Raw genomic sequence first — 13,537 nt, 5'->3', positions numbered from 1 at the left:
AGGACTTCGGCAATGTCGGCCATACCCATAGGGGCACCCGGGTGACCGGATTTGGCTTTTTGTACTGCGTCCATGCTAAGTGCACGAATAGCATTGGCAAGCTCTTTACGAGAGGACATTTTGACTCCAGATCGGATGGTTGAAGGTCAGGCCTTGACTACTATGCGTTATGGGCTACGCCCAAAAAATTGCCATCAATGTACCGCAAGCCGTGTGCCATGTACATGGAGCATCCTTTTGTCCGGTTAAGAAATCTCTGGAACCTGCTCGCAGGTTACGCAAGTTGCTGCGCGAGTTTGGTTAACTTCTTTATACTGAAGCGACTAGCCCGTTATCTGTGGCTGGATCATTTCTGAGCAGTTGTCATTTATTAAGGATATTGGCATGAAGATGCGCCCAATTTTACTGAGCCTGAGTGTTGCTGCCCTACTGAGCGGTTGCCAGAATATGGATTCCAGCGGCCTGCTGGCTTCCGGTGCAGGCGTCTTTCAGGCATACACATTAAGTGATGCTCAAGTCAAAGCACTGAGCGACAAATCCTGTGCCGAGCTGGACAGCAAAGCGTCTATCGCCCCGGCCAGTAGCGTGTATATGCAGCGCTTGAACAAAATAGCCTCAGCGCTGGGCGACAACATCAACGGTATGCCAGTGAACTATAAGGTTTACGTCACCAAAGACGTGAACGCCTTTGCGATGGCCAACGGCTGTATTCGCGTTTACAGCGGCCTGATGGACTTAATGAACGATAACGAAGCCGAAGCGGTTATCGGCCATGAAATGGGCCACGTCGCACTCGGTCATGTGAAGAAAGGCATGCAAGTGGCGCTGGGCACCAACGCGGCGCGTATTGCAGCAGCTTCAGCGGGTGGTGTGATTGGTAGTTTGTCACAGTCGCAGCTTGGCGCTTTGGGTGAACAACTGGTGAATGCACAGTTCTCCCAGCGTCAGGAAGCTGAAGCTGATGACTACTCGTATGATTTGTTGAGAAAACGTGGGATCAACCCAATTGGTCTGGCAACCAGCTTTGAGAAATTAGCCAAAGGGGAAGAAGGCCGCCAGAGCTCAATGCTCGACGACCATCCAGCTTCTGCTGAACGTGCGCAACACATTCGTGACCGCATGACGGCAGATGGGCTGAAGTAATTTTCAAATGACTGCCTCAGGCGTCATTGTCGCAGGCAGTTTGGACTCGGACAGCGCGCAGCCACCGGAGCGTACACAAAGTACGTGAGGATGGTGAGCACTGCCCGGGTTCAAAATGGCAAGTAAAATAGCCTGATTACTCGCCTTTTTTCGCAGCCTGGATATACAACATCTCCAGCGCTAAAGTTGCACCTGCCAACGCCGTGATTTCAGACTGGTCGTAAGCCGGTGACACTTCCACTACGTCCATACCGACGATGTTCAAGTCTTTCAAACCACGCACCAGTTTTAAGGCGCGGTCTGTTGTCAGGCCACCGATAACTGGCGTACCGGTTCCTGGTGCGAAAGCAGGATCGATACAGTCGATATCAAAAGTCAGATAAACCGGCATATCACCCACAATCTGCTTCACCTGAGCCAGAACGTCGTCCACAGTGCGGTCGTTCACCTGGCCTGCATCCAGCACGGTAAAACCGTTGTCTTTGTCGAACTCAGTACGGATACCGATCTGCACAGAATGGTTCGGGTCGATCAGACCTTCTTTTGGCGCGGTGTAGAACATCGTGCCGTGGTCAAATTCGCAGCCGTTCGCGTAGGTGTCTGTGTGCGCATCGAAATGCACCAGCGCCATTTTACCGAAGTGCTTAGCGTGAGCACGCAGCAGCGGCAGAGTCACGAAGTGGTCGCCACCGAAGGAAAGCATACGTTTACCCGCAGCCAGCAGTTTTTCTGCATGGGCTTGCAAACGTTCGCTCATATCACGCGCATCGCCGAAGGCATAAACCAGGTCGCCGCAGTCCACAACGTTCAAACGTTCACGCATATCGAAATTCCACGGGAAGCGGTTGCCTTCCCATGCCAGGTTAGTGGAAACCTGACGAATTGCCGCAGGGCCATGACGCCCACCCGCACGACCAGAAGTTGCCGCATCAAAAGGAACGCCAGTAATAACCCAGTCAGCATCACTGTCGTATGGCATGAAGTTCAGCGGAAAACGTAAAAAACCGAAGGCATTGGAAACCAGGGAGTTATCGTATTGATGGCCTAAGGTGCTCATTGTCTGACCTCGTGGTAAATAGTTGAAATTATGTCAAAAAAAAATCCCTTCCGCGTCGTTAAACCCGACGAGGAAGGGACTGGATTCATTCAAACTGCTTGTTGGCACGGATTATCGCCGAATGCAGCCTTATTTGTACACTCATTACTCTCGTCATTCGCGTTGCAGCCAACACCCCTGCGACGCGAAGTACGCTGAGTCATTTACTCGTCTTCTAAATAAGTATAGCCATACAAACCGGCCTCGAACTCTTCGAGGAACTGCTGCTGTAAACCGGCATCCAGATCGGTCTGTTTGACCTGATCACGGAAGTGTTTCAACAAGGTCTTCGGATCAAGCTGAACGTACTCAAGCATATCCGCAACGGTATCGCCTTCATCAGAAAGCTCAACTTCCACGCTACCGTCAGGGAACACAAACACGTCAACCGCTTCAGTATCGCCGAACAGGTTGTGCATGTTGCCCAGAATTTCCTGGTAAGCACCCACCATAAAGAAGCCCAGCAGAGGCGGGTTTTCCGCATCGTATTCTGGCATTGGCATCGTGGTCGCAATACCGTCACCGTCGATGTAGTGATCGATAGCACCGTCGGAATCACAGGTGATGTCGAGCAGTACGGCACGGCGCTCAGGGATCTGGTTCAGCCCTTCCAGCGGCATGACCGGGAACAGTTGGTCGATACCCCACGCATCCGGCATTGACTGGAATAGCGAGAAGTTAACGTAAATCTTATCCGCCATACGTTCTTGCAGTTCGTCGATGATTGGACGGTGCGCACGGTTGCTTGGATCCAGCAAGCGCTGGATTTCGTGACACATGCTCAGATAAAGCTGCTCCGCCCAGGCACGATCTTGCAGAGAGTAACTCCCCGATGCATAACCGGTATGGATGTCGTGCAAGTCAATCTGGCTGTCGTGCAACCATTCGCGCAGCGAGCGGCGGTTATTCGGCAGGTGCATTTCGCCCCACGTTTCCCACATGCTTTGCAGTGCGCGCGGTGCATTTTCAGCCGGTGCCGTTGGTGTGGTGTATTCGTTACGCTCAACACCGATGATGTTGGAAACCAACACAGTATGGTGCGCGGTGACTGCACGGCCAGACTCGGTGATAACGGTAGGATGTGGCAAACCATGTTCTTCACACGCATCACCAATCGCCCAGATGATGTTGTTCGCATATTCGTTCAAGCCATAGTTGACCGAACAATCGGACTGAGAACGCGTCCCTTCGTAGTCCACACCCAGACCGCCGCCCACATCGAAGCACTCAATGTTGACGCCCATCTTATGCAGTTCAACATAGAAACGAGCGGATTCACGCACGCCTGTGGCGATATCACGAATGTTCGCCATTTGTGAACCGAGGTGGAAGTGCAGCAATTGCAGGCTGTCGATACGACCCGCTTCACGCAACATATCAACCAGTTGCAGAACCTGCGTCGCCGCCAGACCAAATTTGGATTTCTCGCCGCCAGAAGACTGCCATTTGCCGGAACCTTGCGATGCCAGACGCGCACGCACGCCAAGACGTGGCACGACATTCAGACGCTCGGCTTCTTCCAACACGATGCGAATTTCTGACATCTTCTCGATGACCAGATAAACCTTGTGGCCCATCTTCTCGCCGATCAACGCCAGGCGGATGTATTCACGGTCTTTATAGCCGTTACACACAATCACCGAACGCGTCATGCCAGCATGCGCCAGCACGGCCATCAATTCAGCTTTAGAACCCGCTTCCAGACCCAGTGGTTCGCCGGAATGGATCAGCGACTCAATCACGCGACGGTGCTGGTTTACCTTAATCGGGTAAACGAGGAAGTAGTTGCCGTTATAGCCGTAGGATTCACGTGCACGTTTGAACGCTGCGTTAATCGAACGCAGGCGGTGCTGCAAAATCTGCGGGAAACAAAACAGGGCGGGCAAACGCTGCCCCTGTGCTTCACGGGCTTTTACGAGTTCAGCGAGATCAACACGCGCATCCGGAACATCTGGATCCGGGCAAACAGTAATGTGACCGAGTTCGTTGACGTCGTAATAGTTATTGCCCCACCAGGCAATATTGTAAGTACGCAGCATTTTGCTGGCTTCCTGGGAGCTCATGGCAACCTCCTGCATGGAACGGTGTACATCCTGCTCGCCCACTGACGGACCCGAAACAGAAGAGATTTTGTCAGACATGGCGAACCTCAAATTTAAACGAATGTGCAAAACAGTTGACTACTATCGCAGGGGTATCCCGCAATAACAACCCATTAACAGCGCGTAGTTGTAGCATAAGACGCTGACAGGAAAACTGTGCGACCGGTTTCTTTTTCATATCATTGTATAAACACGTAACCGAGTTCCGAAGAACGGTTCGGCGAAACCACAAGAAAACCCTTATCAATGATAAGAGAGCCCACGTTCTGAATTTCGCGGGATCAAAAACCGGCCCGAGAGTCCATTGATGCGCCAAGATGGGTCGTTACCCAACGGGTAAAACATCGGCAGGAATGCAGTAAAGAGATGCTTTTTAAGAGAGGCAAATGCACACCAGACGGGTGAGCCAGATTCTGCGAATTACAACGGTATTTCAATCCTGACACCTCCACACATACCATCTGAGGCATGCGACAAGCCAAAGCTAAGATATTTGCTCAACCCGGCTGGAAGTGGGCAACACGAATAAATGTGTGCTTGTTGAATGAGCCGCGCGCGCCGCTTTATACCGACAACAGCCGAAAATTGCAAAACAAAAATCCCCACTTTGCAGCACTGTCAGTAAAAATTGCCATGCCAGATTATCGTCTGAAAATTGCGAGCACAAAAATCACTGGTAATCTGATTAAGGGATAACCTAGAATAGACGTCCAGATGTTAATCCATCTATACCGATTAACTGTTAGACTGCCTGAAATTAATTCTGTGGTTAAAACTCAAGATATCAGTGCATCACACTGATACGAGCGCCAATTAGCAGCAGTCTGCACTAACCTAATTTTCTTAGGGTGAATAAAACATGGCCAAACACCTCTTTACGTCCGAGTCTGTATCAGAAGGACATCCCGATAAAATCGCTGACCAAATCTCTGACGCGGTTCTTGATGCTATCCTCGAGCAGGATCCAAAAGCACGCGTAGCATGTGAAACTTACGTCAAAACGGGCATGGTGATGGTGGGTGGCGAAATCACTACCAGCGCATGGGTTGATATCGAAGAAATCACCCGTCAAACCGTTCGCGAAATCGGTTATGTACATTCTGATATGGGCTTTGATGCTAACTCTTGTGCTGTTCTGAGTGCTATCGGAAAACAGTCACCAGACATTAACCAAGGTGTTGACCGTACGGATCCACTGGAACAAGGCGCGGGTGACCAAGGCCTGATGTTTGGTTATGCGACCAACGAAACCGAAGTTCTGATGCCTGCACCAATCACTTACGCGCACCGTTTGGTTCAACGCCAGGCTGAAGTGCGTAAGAATGGCTCACTGCCGTGGCTGCGCCCGGATGCAAAAAGCCAGATCACCTTCCAGTACGACGACGGTAAAATCGTGGGTATTGACGCAGTTGTTCTGTCTACCCAGCACTCCGAAGACGTTCAGCTTAAAACACTGCAAGAAGCCGTGATGGAAGAGATTATCAAGCCCGTTCTGCCCGCAGAATGGCTGAATGCTTCCACCAAATTTCACATCAACCCAACTGGCCGTTTCGTTATCGGTGGCCCAATGGGTGACTGTGGTCTGACGGGGCGTAAAATTATCGTTGATACCTACGGCGGCATGGCGCGTCACGGTGGCGGCGCATTCTCCGGTAAAGATCCGTCTAAAGTTGACCGTTCTGCTGCGTATGCGGCGCGATATGTTGCGAAAAATATCGTTGCTGCGGGCCTTGCGGACCGTTGTGAAATCCAGGTTTCTTATGCAATCGGCGTGGCAGAGCCAACATCTATCATGGTTGAAACCTTCGGTACTGAGAAAATCTCTACCGAACGACTGACCCTGCTGGTGCGCGAGTTCTTCGACCTGCGTCCATATGGCCTGATTCAAATGCTGGATCTGCTGCACCCTATCTACAAAGAAACCGCAGCATACGGTCACTTTGGTCGTGAACATTTCCCTTGGGAAAAAACCGACAAAGCAGAAATGCTGCGTGAAGCTGCGGGCCTGAAATAAACCTGTAGCTCATCAAATATCAAAGGCCAGCGCTCTGCTGGCTTTTTTTTACTTATTAATCGCCCCTACCTCTTCAGAACCCTCCGGTTTCCTTCAAAGCGCCCTTACCCTCAACCATTCGCAACCAATGAAAACGGTTACATCTATATTTAATGCGTATTAATTAAGACTGTTCTGCATGACAACAGTTTATTGCTGCGCTAGTTACAAATCATTTCAGATTAGTCCGGCATGGAAATTTCAGGCTTTATTAATTACAATTAATTAACTGTTTTCATTACAAAAATAATACATACAATTTCTTACACCAGTGTAATCGCTTACACTAGAGTGATATGGATCACACAATTTCACTTAACGTTAACCTACCCTTAATACCGAGATCCCCCAATTATTCAACTGGAGAGCACTATGCCTGACATAAAAAAACAAGGGCGCTCGAACAAAAGCATGACCTTTTTCGTCTGTTTCCTCGCAGCCCTGGCGGGTTTGTTATTCGGCCTTGATATCGGTGTTATTGCCGGTGCACTGCCCTTTATCGCTCAAGATTTCCAGATAACCGCGCATCAGCAAGAGTGGGTCGTCAGTTCGATGATGTTTGGTGCTGCGGTAGGCGCTGTTGGCAGTGGCTGGCTCTCCTTCCGTATCGGGCGCAGATACAGTCTGATGATGGGTGCAGTGCTTTTCGTTGTGGGTTCGCTCTGTTCTGCATTCGCACCAAATACTGAAATCCTGATCGTCTCCCGCGTACTTTTAGGTCTGGCTGTAGGTGTTGCTTCTTATACTGCGCCGCTTTATCTGTCTGAAATTGCCCCAGAAAAAATTCGTGGCAGCATGATTTCGATGTACCAACTGATGATTACCATTGGTATTCTCGGCGCTTATCTTTCCGATACTGCTTTCAGCTACAGCGGCTCATGGCGCTGGATGTTGGGTGTTATCACCCTTCCGGCAGTGATTTTGCTGGTTGGTGTGTTCTTCCTGCCGGACAGCCCACGCTGGTTCGCCGCGAAAAGCCGCTTCCACGATGCCGAACGTGTACTGCTGCGCTTGCGTGATACCCGTGCAGAAGCAAAACGCGAACTGGAAGAAATCCGTGAAAGCCTGAAGGTTAAACAAAGTGGCTGGTCGTTGTTTAAAGACAACAGCAACTTCCGTCGTGCGGTGTTCCTCGGCATCCTGCTTCAAGTCATGCAGCAGTTCACGGGTATGAACGTGATTATGTATTACGCACCGAAAATCTTCGAAATCGCCGGTTTTACCAACACTACTCAGCAAATGTGGGGCACCGTAATCGTTGGGCTTATCAATGTACTGGCGACATTTATTGCTATCGGTTTGGTAGATAGATGGGGCCGAAAACCCACGCTGGTGCTGGGTTTCATGGTCATGGCTATTGGCATGGGGGTGCTGGGTACCATGCTGCATATTGGTATTCATACCCAGGGGGCACAATACTTCGCCATCGCTATGCTGCTCATGTTCATCATTGGTTTTGCGATGAGTGCCGGCCCGCTGATTTGGGTACTGTGTTCTGAAATTCAGCCGCTGAAAGGCCGCGATTTTGGTATCACCTGCTCAACCGCAACCAACTGGATTGCCAACATGATTGTCGGTGCAACATTCCTGACCATGCTTAACACTCTGGGCAACGCGAATACCTTCTGGGTCTACGCGGCATTAAACCTGGTCTTTATTATGTTGACTCTGTGGCTGATTCCAGAAACCAAACACGTTTCCCTGGAACACATCGAACGTAACTTGATGAAAGGCCGCCGCTTACGTGAGATTGGTGCTCACGAGTAATTAACACTCGCCCCTATCCATGTACAGATAGGGGCTTGCACCCCGCTCCACCTCACACTATTCTTGGCCGCTATGAAATCCCCAAGACTCCCCATCGCACTCCAACAGGCCGTTATGCGCTGCCTGCGGGAAAAACTCCAACAGGCCAATCAGCACCTGGGACGAAACTACCCCGAACCGAAACTGGTCTATCAGCAGCGTGGTACCGCGGCGGGCACTGCGTGGATGGACAGCTATGAAATTCGTCTCAATCCCGTGTTGTTGATGGAAAATCAACACACCTTCATTGATGAAGTTGTCCCGCACGAACTGGCGCATTTGTTGGTCTGGAAACACTTTGGTCGCGTCGCACCCCACGGCAAAGAGTGGAAATGGATGATGGAAAGCGTGCTGGGTGTTCCCGCAAGACGTACTCATAAATTTGAAGTGCAATCAGTACGTAAGAATACCTTTCCTTATCGCTGCCGCTGCCAGTTACACCAACTGACAGTCAGGCGACATAACCGTGTCGTGCGTGGCGAATCGGAATACCGCTGTGTCCAATGTGGTGACCTGTTAAAACCTGACGTTACAACTGCCTGTAATTAAAAATATTAACCTTAAGTTTTCCTGATGTTGCTGATTGAATCCTAATAAACCGTGCGGTAGTGTGCGAGAACGTTTTAGTAAGGATTCTGGAAATGTCTCGCAAATATTCTTTTGCTGTTGCAGTTGTTGCAGCCCTCTTGTCTTTTTCCGCCCTCAGTGCCGGGATTAATAATTTCGCTCAGGCCAAAGCCGCTGGCGTCAAAGTGAATGCTGACGCGCCGGGCGACTTCTATTGTGGATGTAAAATCAGCTGGGAAGGGAAAAAGGGCATTCCTGATCTCAAGTCCTGCGGCTACAAAATCCGTAAGAATGAAAACCGCGCGACGCGCATCGAGTGGGAACACGTTGTTCCGGCCTGGCAGTTCGGTCATCAACGCCAGTGTTGGCAAGACGGCGGCCGTACAAACTGCGCCAAAGATCCGGAATATCGCAAGATGGAAAGCGATATGCACAACCTACAACCCGCAGTAGGTGAAGTGAATGCTGACCGTAACAACTTCATGTATAGCCAGTGGAATGGCGGTGAAGGGCAGTACGGGCAATGCGAAATGAAAGTCGACTTCAAAAATAAGATTGCCGAACCACCTGCCCGCGCACGTGGTGCTATCGCCCGAACTTATTTCTACATGCGTGATCAATATCAGCTCAACCTTTCTCGCCAGCAAACCCAGCTGTTTGAGGCATGGAATAAGCAATATCCAGTTACCGCCTGGGAGTGTAAGCGCGATGAGCGCATATCGAAAGTTCAGGGTAATCATAACCCTTATGTGCTGCGGGCTTGCCAGGCATAAAACAGCTAACCTACACTAGCGGCAATGACTTAACGCAGTGCTGCTTTTGGATATTAAAACCATGCGTATACCCCGCATTCATCACCCTGAACACTTAAGCGTCGGCCAGGACGTGGCACTTTGCGAAGATGCTGCAAATCACGTTGGCCGCGTATTGCGCATGAGTGCAGGCCACGCGCTGCAATTGTTCGATGGAAGCAATCAAGTTTTTGATGCTGAAATCGTTCAGGCAGATAAGAAAAGTGTGCGAGTGAAAGTGCTTAATGCCACCCTCGATAACCGTGAGTCCCCACTGCATCTACATCTTGGCCAAGTGATGTCACGCGGTGAGAAAATGGAATTCACTATTCAGAAGTCCATTGAGCTGGGCGTCAACGTGATTACCCCTTTGTTTTCTGAACGCTGTGGCGTAAAACTGGATGCTGAGCGCCTGAATAAGAAGCTCATGCAGTGGCAGAAAATTGCGGTTGCTGCCTGCGAACAATGCGGCCGCAATGTTGTGCCAGAAATCCGCCCAGCCATGGATCTCGAAGCATGGTGCGCGGAGCAAGATAACAGCCTGAAGTTGAACCTCCATCCTCGCGCCAGTGCCAGTATCAACACGTTGCCACAACCTGTTGAACGTGTGCGCCTGTTGATTGGCCCAGAAGGGGGTTTAACGGCTGATGAAATTGCGATGACCGCACGCCATCAATTTACTGATATTCTGTTGGGACCTCGCGTTCTGCGTACTGAGACTACCGCGCTCACCGCGATTACCGCACTACAGGTGCGTTTTGGCGACTTGGGCTAAAACCGGGTACAAGGCTATCTTTTTTGCCATTCTGGCCTTGGGCAGAATGCCTGCAACGATGACGTCTTATAGCCCGCTTTAATGGAGAAAAAAATGATCAAGCTCGGCATCGTGATGGACCCCATCGCAAACATTAACATCAAGAAAGACTCCAGTTTTGCTATGTTGCTGGAAGCCCAGCGCCGGGGTTACGAACTCCACTACATGGAAATGGCAGATCTCTATTTGATCAATGGTGAAGCGCACGCACGCACCCGCCTTCTCACTGTCGAGCACAATTACGATAAATGGTACGAATTTAGCAGCGAGCAGGATATTCAGCTTGCCGATCTCGACGTGGTGTTGATGCGTAAAGATCCCCCGTTTGATACCGAGTTTATCTACGCGACCTATATTCTTGAACGTGCTGAAGAGCAAGGCACGCTTATCGTTAACAAACCGCAGAGCCTGCGCGACTGTAACGAAAAACTGTTCACCGCCTGGTTTGCTGATTTGACCCCCGAAACACTTGTCACGCGCAACAAAGCGCAGTTGAAAGCGTTCTGGCAAAAGCATGGTGATATTATCCTCAAACCGCTCGACGGCATGGGCGGGGCATCGATTTTCCGCGTCAAAGAAGGCGACCCTAACATTGGCGTTATCGCTGAAACGCTCACTGACTTGGGTAACCGTTACTGCATGGCGCAGAACTACCTGCCTGCGATTGTCGATGGTGATAAACGTGTGTTGGTTGTAGATGGCGAACCTGTTCCATACTGCCTGGCACGTATTCCGCAAGGTGGCGAAACCCGTGGCAACCTGGCAGCCGGTGGCCGTGGTGAACCGCGTCCACTGACCGACAGCGATTGGGACATTGCCCGCCGCGTTGGCCCAATATTGAAAGCCAAAGGGCTTATCTTTGTTGGCCTGGATATCATCGGCGACCGTCTGACCGAGATTAACGTCACAAGCCCTACCTGTATCCGCGAAATCGAAGCAGAATTCCCGGTATCGATAACGGGGATGTTATTCGACGCAATCGAGAAACGTCTGGCGAAATAATCTCGCACGTTCCCTGTCGGGGAAAGACCCATACCTTTGGTATGGGTCAAGTGTCCAGAGCAGTTCAATAGTGATAAACTGACTATTCTTCGCGCGTTTAATGCCGCTTTTTCAACCGGAACCAGAACCTCTGACAATGAATTTACAGCATCACTTTCTAATTGCCATGCCGGCGCTCCAGGATCCTCTGTTTAAGCGAGCAGTCGTTTATATCTGTGAATACAGCAACGAAGGCGCTATGGGGATAATTATCAATAAACCCCTTGAAAATCTTCAGGTTGACGGTGTTCTTGAAAAATTAAAAATCGATCCAGAACCGCGCGACCCCGCTATTCGCCTTGATAAGCCTGTGTTTATCGGTGGCCCATTGGCAGAAGACCGTGGCTTTATTTTGCACTCACCACCGGACTGTTTCGCTTCAAGCATCCGTATATCTGATGAAACGGTGATCACGACTTCCCGTGATGTGCTTGAAACTATTGGCACAGCCAACCAACCTACGGATGTCATGGTGGCCCTCGGCTACTCTTCCTGGGAGAAAGGGCAACTGGAACAAGAGATTTTGGACAATGCCTGGTTAACTGCGCCAGCAGACGCATCAATTATTTTCCGCACTCCAATTTCCGAACGTTGGCGTGAAGCCGCGAAATTAATCGGCATTGATATTCATAATATGCCAAATGAAGCGGGGCACGCTTAATGAGCAGTGGAACATTGTTAGCTTTTGATTTCGGAACCAAAAGTATTGGTGTCGCCATCGGACAGCGTATTACCGGAACGGCACGCCCGTTAACTGCGCTGAAAGCACAAGACGGTACACCGGACTGGAATGTCATCGAAAAAATCCTTAAAGAATGGCAGCCCGATGAAGTTATCGTTGGCTTACCCCTGAATATGGATGGCACCGAACAACCGCTTACCGTCCGTGCGCGTAAGTTTGCTAACCGCCTGCATGGGCGTTTTGGCGTAAAAGTGTCTCTGCAAGATGAGCGCCTGAGCACCGTTGAAGCGCGTGCTGGGTTGTTTGAGCACGGTGGCTTCCGCGCGCTAAACAAGGGCAGCATTGACTCAGCCTCCGCAGTTATCATTCTTGAAAGCTGGTTTGACTATAACCCTTGATGGTTGTCTCCACGGCGGATGACGCGCTCGCGAATCCGCCCTCCACTGTCGCAAGCTGACCTTTTCCCGCTAACAGCGCTTCACTGTGCGCAAAACTCTGCATCCCATATTGCTGCCCGGTTTGAATCTGCCCAGGTAATTGATGAGTTTTCCCCTCGCGGATCAGGCTCGCCACGGCAGGCGTATTCACCAATAATTCGAACAATGCCACCCTTTTACCTTGGTTATCAGGCAGTAATTTCTGCGCCAGCACAGCTTTCAAGCTGCCTGCCAGTTGGCTGCGTACCATGTTTTTTTCCTCGGCAGGAAAGACATCCACCAGCCGTTCTACCGCTTGCGCGGCACCGCGAGTATGCAATGTTGCCAGTACCAGATGACCCGTTTCCGCAGCGGTAAGCGCCAGACGGATAGTTTCGCTGTCGCGCAATTCCCCCAGCAAAATTACATCCGGATCTTCACGTAATGCAGCGCGTAAAGCGGCAGAAAAAGAGCGGCAATGCGTGCCGGGCTCGCGCTGTTGAATCAGGCAGTGCTTTGAGTGATGGATATACTCAATGGGATCTTCCAATGTCAGGATATGCCCATCAAGTTGCTGGTTAAGATGCTCAACCATCGCCGCAAGCGTGGTGGATTTACCGCTACCCGTCGCACCTGTCACCAGAATCAGGCCGTCTGGCGATTGCAGCAATTCGGGAATGAGCGGCGGGACGTTTAACGCCTCGAGTTTGGGGCAGTCTGAAGCCAATAACCGCAAGGCAAGCGAGTGCCCTTGTAACTGGTGAAAAGCGTTAGCCCGCAATCGTGCCCCTGATTGTAGAGTCACGGCAAAATCCACCTGCCCGGTTTCTTGCAGTTGCGCCTTTTGTGCTTCTGACATCCACTCTTCCAGCAATGCTTCTGGCTCAGGAGCCCCGCCAGGCAGCAATTCCAATCGCCCTTGCCTGCGCCAACGAGCAGGAAGGTGCGCGCACAGGTGTAGATCAGAGACATTATGCTTTACACTAAGGGCCACAATTTCTTCGATATCCATATCACTTTCCAACC

At 50.7% G+C, this 13,537-nt stretch carries 16 protein-coding genes; 10 read left to right on the top strand and 6 right to left on the bottom strand.

Annotated elements, in window-relative coordinates:
- Positions 1 to 119: hypothetical protein (locus VJY99_RS11835; RefSeq protein WP_171996282.1), on the bottom strand; the 119-nt coding region annotated here is incomplete at its 3' end.
- A gap of 265 nt (positions 120 to 384) precedes the next feature.
- Here VJY99_RS11835 and VJY99_RS11830 point away from each other — a divergent pair.
- Entirely contained in the window at positions 385 to 1,143 is a 759-nt protein-coding gene (locus VJY99_RS11830; protein ID WP_324118648.1) for a M48 family metallopeptidase, read from the top strand.
- 136 nt (positions 1,144 to 1,279) lie between these two features.
- Here VJY99_RS11830 and speB read toward each other — a convergent pair whose 3' ends face one another.
- The 4 genes from speB to VJY99_RS19700 form a co-directional block, all read right to left on the bottom strand.
- Positions 1,280 to 2,200: an agmatinase gene (gene speB / locus VJY99_RS11825; protein WP_324118646.1), complete on the bottom strand. Its 921-nt coding sequence runs from the start codon at positions 2,198 to 2,200 to the stop codon at positions 1,280 to 1,282.
- Positions 2,201 to 2,403: 203 nt separating this feature from the next.
- Entirely contained in the window at positions 2,404 to 4,380 is a 1,977-nt protein-coding gene (speA, locus tag VJY99_RS11820; protein ID WP_324118644.1) for a biosynthetic arginine decarboxylase, read from the bottom strand.
- A complete protein-coding gene (locus VJY99_RS11815) occupies positions 4,373 to 4,477 on the bottom strand; it encodes a virulence promoting factor (protein WP_414641588.1) in 105 nt (34 codons plus the stop codon). Before VJY99_RS11815 ends, speA begins: the two co-directional genes overlap by 8 nt.
- A 145-nt stretch (positions 4,478 to 4,622) precedes the next feature.
- Positions 4,623 to 4,802, bottom strand: a complete 180-nt coding sequence (locus VJY99_RS19700; RefSeq protein WP_422653022.1) for a hypothetical protein — start codon at positions 4,800 to 4,802, stop codon at positions 4,623 to 4,625.
- Between the two features lie 7 nt (positions 4,803 to 4,809).
- Here VJY99_RS19700 and VJY99_RS11805 point away from each other — a divergent pair, with 7 nt between their 5' ends.
- From VJY99_RS11805 to ruvX, 9 genes are all read left to right on the top strand, one after another.
- Positions 4,810 to 5,037 carry a hypothetical protein gene (locus VJY99_RS11805; RefSeq protein WP_324118640.1) on the top strand — a complete coding sequence of 76 codons (228 nt, stop codon included), beginning with the start codon at positions 4,810 to 4,812 and terminating at the stop codon, positions 5,035 to 5,037.
- Between the two features lie 163 nt (positions 5,038 to 5,200).
- Positions 5,201 to 6,355, top strand: coding sequence for a methionine adenosyltransferase (metK, locus tag VJY99_RS11800; RefSeq protein ID WP_324118638.1), 1,155 nt, complete (start codon positions 5,201 to 5,203; stop codon positions 6,353 to 6,355).
- A gap of 411 nt (positions 6,356 to 6,766) precedes the next feature.
- The gene (locus VJY99_RS11795; protein ID WP_324118636.1) at positions 6,767 to 8,161 is read left to right on the top strand and encodes a sugar porter family MFS transporter; all 1,395 of its coding nucleotides are present in this window, start codon (positions 6,767 to 6,769) and stop codon (positions 8,159 to 8,161) included.
- A 72-nt stretch (positions 8,162 to 8,233) separates the two neighbouring features.
- Positions 8,234 to 8,749 (top strand): SprT family zinc-dependent metalloprotease, encoded by a 516-nt coding sequence (locus VJY99_RS11790; RefSeq protein WP_324118634.1) that lies wholly within the window; start codon positions 8,234 to 8,236, stop codon positions 8,747 to 8,749.
- Between the two features lie 92 nt (positions 8,750 to 8,841).
- A complete protein-coding gene (gene endA / locus VJY99_RS11785; protein WP_324118632.1) occupies positions 8,842 to 9,540 on the top strand; it encodes a deoxyribonuclease I in 699 nt (232 codons plus the stop codon).
- Positions 9,541 to 9,601: 61 nt separating this feature from the next.
- Complete coding sequence (rsmE, locus tag VJY99_RS11780; RefSeq protein ID WP_324118630.1) at positions 9,602 to 10,333, top strand: 16S rRNA (uracil(1498)-N(3))-methyltransferase; 732 nt, start codon at positions 9,602 to 9,604, stop codon at positions 10,331 to 10,333.
- A gap of 93 nt (positions 10,334 to 10,426) precedes the next feature.
- Positions 10,427 to 11,374 (top strand): glutathione synthase, encoded by a 948-nt coding sequence (gene gshB, locus VJY99_RS11775; protein WP_324118628.1) that lies wholly within the window; start codon positions 10,427 to 10,429, stop codon positions 11,372 to 11,374.
- A 136-nt stretch (positions 11,375 to 11,510) separates the two neighbouring features.
- The gene (locus VJY99_RS11770; protein WP_324118626.1) at positions 11,511 to 12,074 is read left to right on the top strand and encodes a YqgE/AlgH family protein; all 564 of its coding nucleotides are present in this window, start codon (positions 11,511 to 11,513) and stop codon (positions 12,072 to 12,074) included.
- Positions 12,074 to 12,493, top strand: a complete 420-nt coding sequence (gene ruvX / locus VJY99_RS11765; protein WP_324118624.1) for a Holliday junction resolvase RuvX — start codon at positions 12,074 to 12,076, stop codon at positions 12,491 to 12,493. Before VJY99_RS11770 ends, ruvX begins: the two co-directional genes overlap by 1 nt.
- Here the strand turns inward: ruvX and VJY99_RS11760 are convergent.
- A complete protein-coding gene (locus VJY99_RS11760) occupies positions 12,459 to 13,523 on the bottom strand; it encodes a type IV pilus twitching motility protein PilT (protein ID WP_324118622.1) in 1,065 nt (354 codons plus the stop codon). The two genes, ruvX and VJY99_RS11760, sit on opposite strands and share 35 nt — an antisense overlap.
- Positions 13,524 to 13,537 lie beyond the last annotated feature (14 nt).

The organism is Buttiauxella sp., assembly GCF_035271705.1.
Lineage (GTDB): Bacteria > Pseudomonadota > Gammaproteobacteria > Enterobacterales > Enterobacteriaceae > Buttiauxella.
The sequence above is the reverse complement of the archived record's forward strand: the minus strand, read 5'-3'. Positions and strand labels throughout refer to the sequence as shown.

Excerpts from the sequence above, each read along its gene's own strand:
- VJY99_RS11790 (WP_324118634.1), top strand. The coding sequence starts at position 8,234 with ATGAAATCCCCAAGACTCCCCATCGCACTCCAACAGGCCGTTATGCGC.
- VJY99_RS11815 (WP_414641588.1), bottom strand. The coding sequence starts at position 4,477 with ATGCTACAACTACGCGCTGTTAATGGGTTGTTATTGCGGGATACCCCT.
- VJY99_RS11830 (WP_324118648.1), top strand. The coding sequence starts at position 385 with ATGAAGATGCGCCCAATTTTACTGAGCCTGAGTGTTGCTGCCCTACTG.
- speA (WP_324118644.1), bottom strand. The coding sequence starts at position 4,380 with ATGTCTGACAAAATCTCTTCTGTTTCGGGTCCGTCAGTGGGCGAGCAG.
- metK (WP_324118638.1), top strand. The coding sequence starts at position 5,201 with ATGGCCAAACACCTCTTTACGTCCGAGTCTGTATCAGAAGGACATCCC.
- VJY99_RS19700 (WP_422653022.1), bottom strand. The coding sequence starts at position 4,802 with ATGGTATGTGTGGAGGTGTCAGGATTGAAATACCGTTGTAATTCGCAG.
- endA (WP_324118632.1), top strand. The coding sequence starts at position 8,842 with ATGTCTCGCAAATATTCTTTTGCTGTTGCAGTTGTTGCAGCCCTCTTG.
- rsmE (WP_324118630.1), top strand. The coding sequence starts at position 9,602 with ATGCGTATACCCCGCATTCATCACCCTGAACACTTAAGCGTCGGCCAG.
- VJY99_RS11760 (WP_324118622.1), bottom strand. The coding sequence starts at position 13,523 with ATGGATATCGAAGAAATTGTGGCCCTTAGTGTAAAGCATAATGTCTCT.
- ruvX (WP_324118624.1), top strand. The coding sequence starts at position 12,074 with ATGAGCAGTGGAACATTGTTAGCTTTTGATTTCGGAACCAAAAGTATT.
- VJY99_RS11770 (WP_324118626.1), top strand. The coding sequence starts at position 11,511 with ATGAATTTACAGCATCACTTTCTAATTGCCATGCCGGCGCTCCAGGAT.
- gshB (WP_324118628.1), top strand. The coding sequence starts at position 10,427 with ATGATCAAGCTCGGCATCGTGATGGACCCCATCGCAAACATTAACATC.
- VJY99_RS11805 (WP_324118640.1), top strand. The coding sequence starts at position 4,810 with ATGCGACAAGCCAAAGCTAAGATATTTGCTCAACCCGGCTGGAAGTGG.
- speB (WP_324118646.1), bottom strand. The coding sequence starts at position 2,200 with ATGAGCACCTTAGGCCATCAATACGATAACTCCCTGGTTTCCAATGCC.
- VJY99_RS11795 (WP_324118636.1), top strand. The coding sequence starts at position 6,767 with ATGCCTGACATAAAAAAACAAGGGCGCTCGAACAAAAGCATGACCTTT.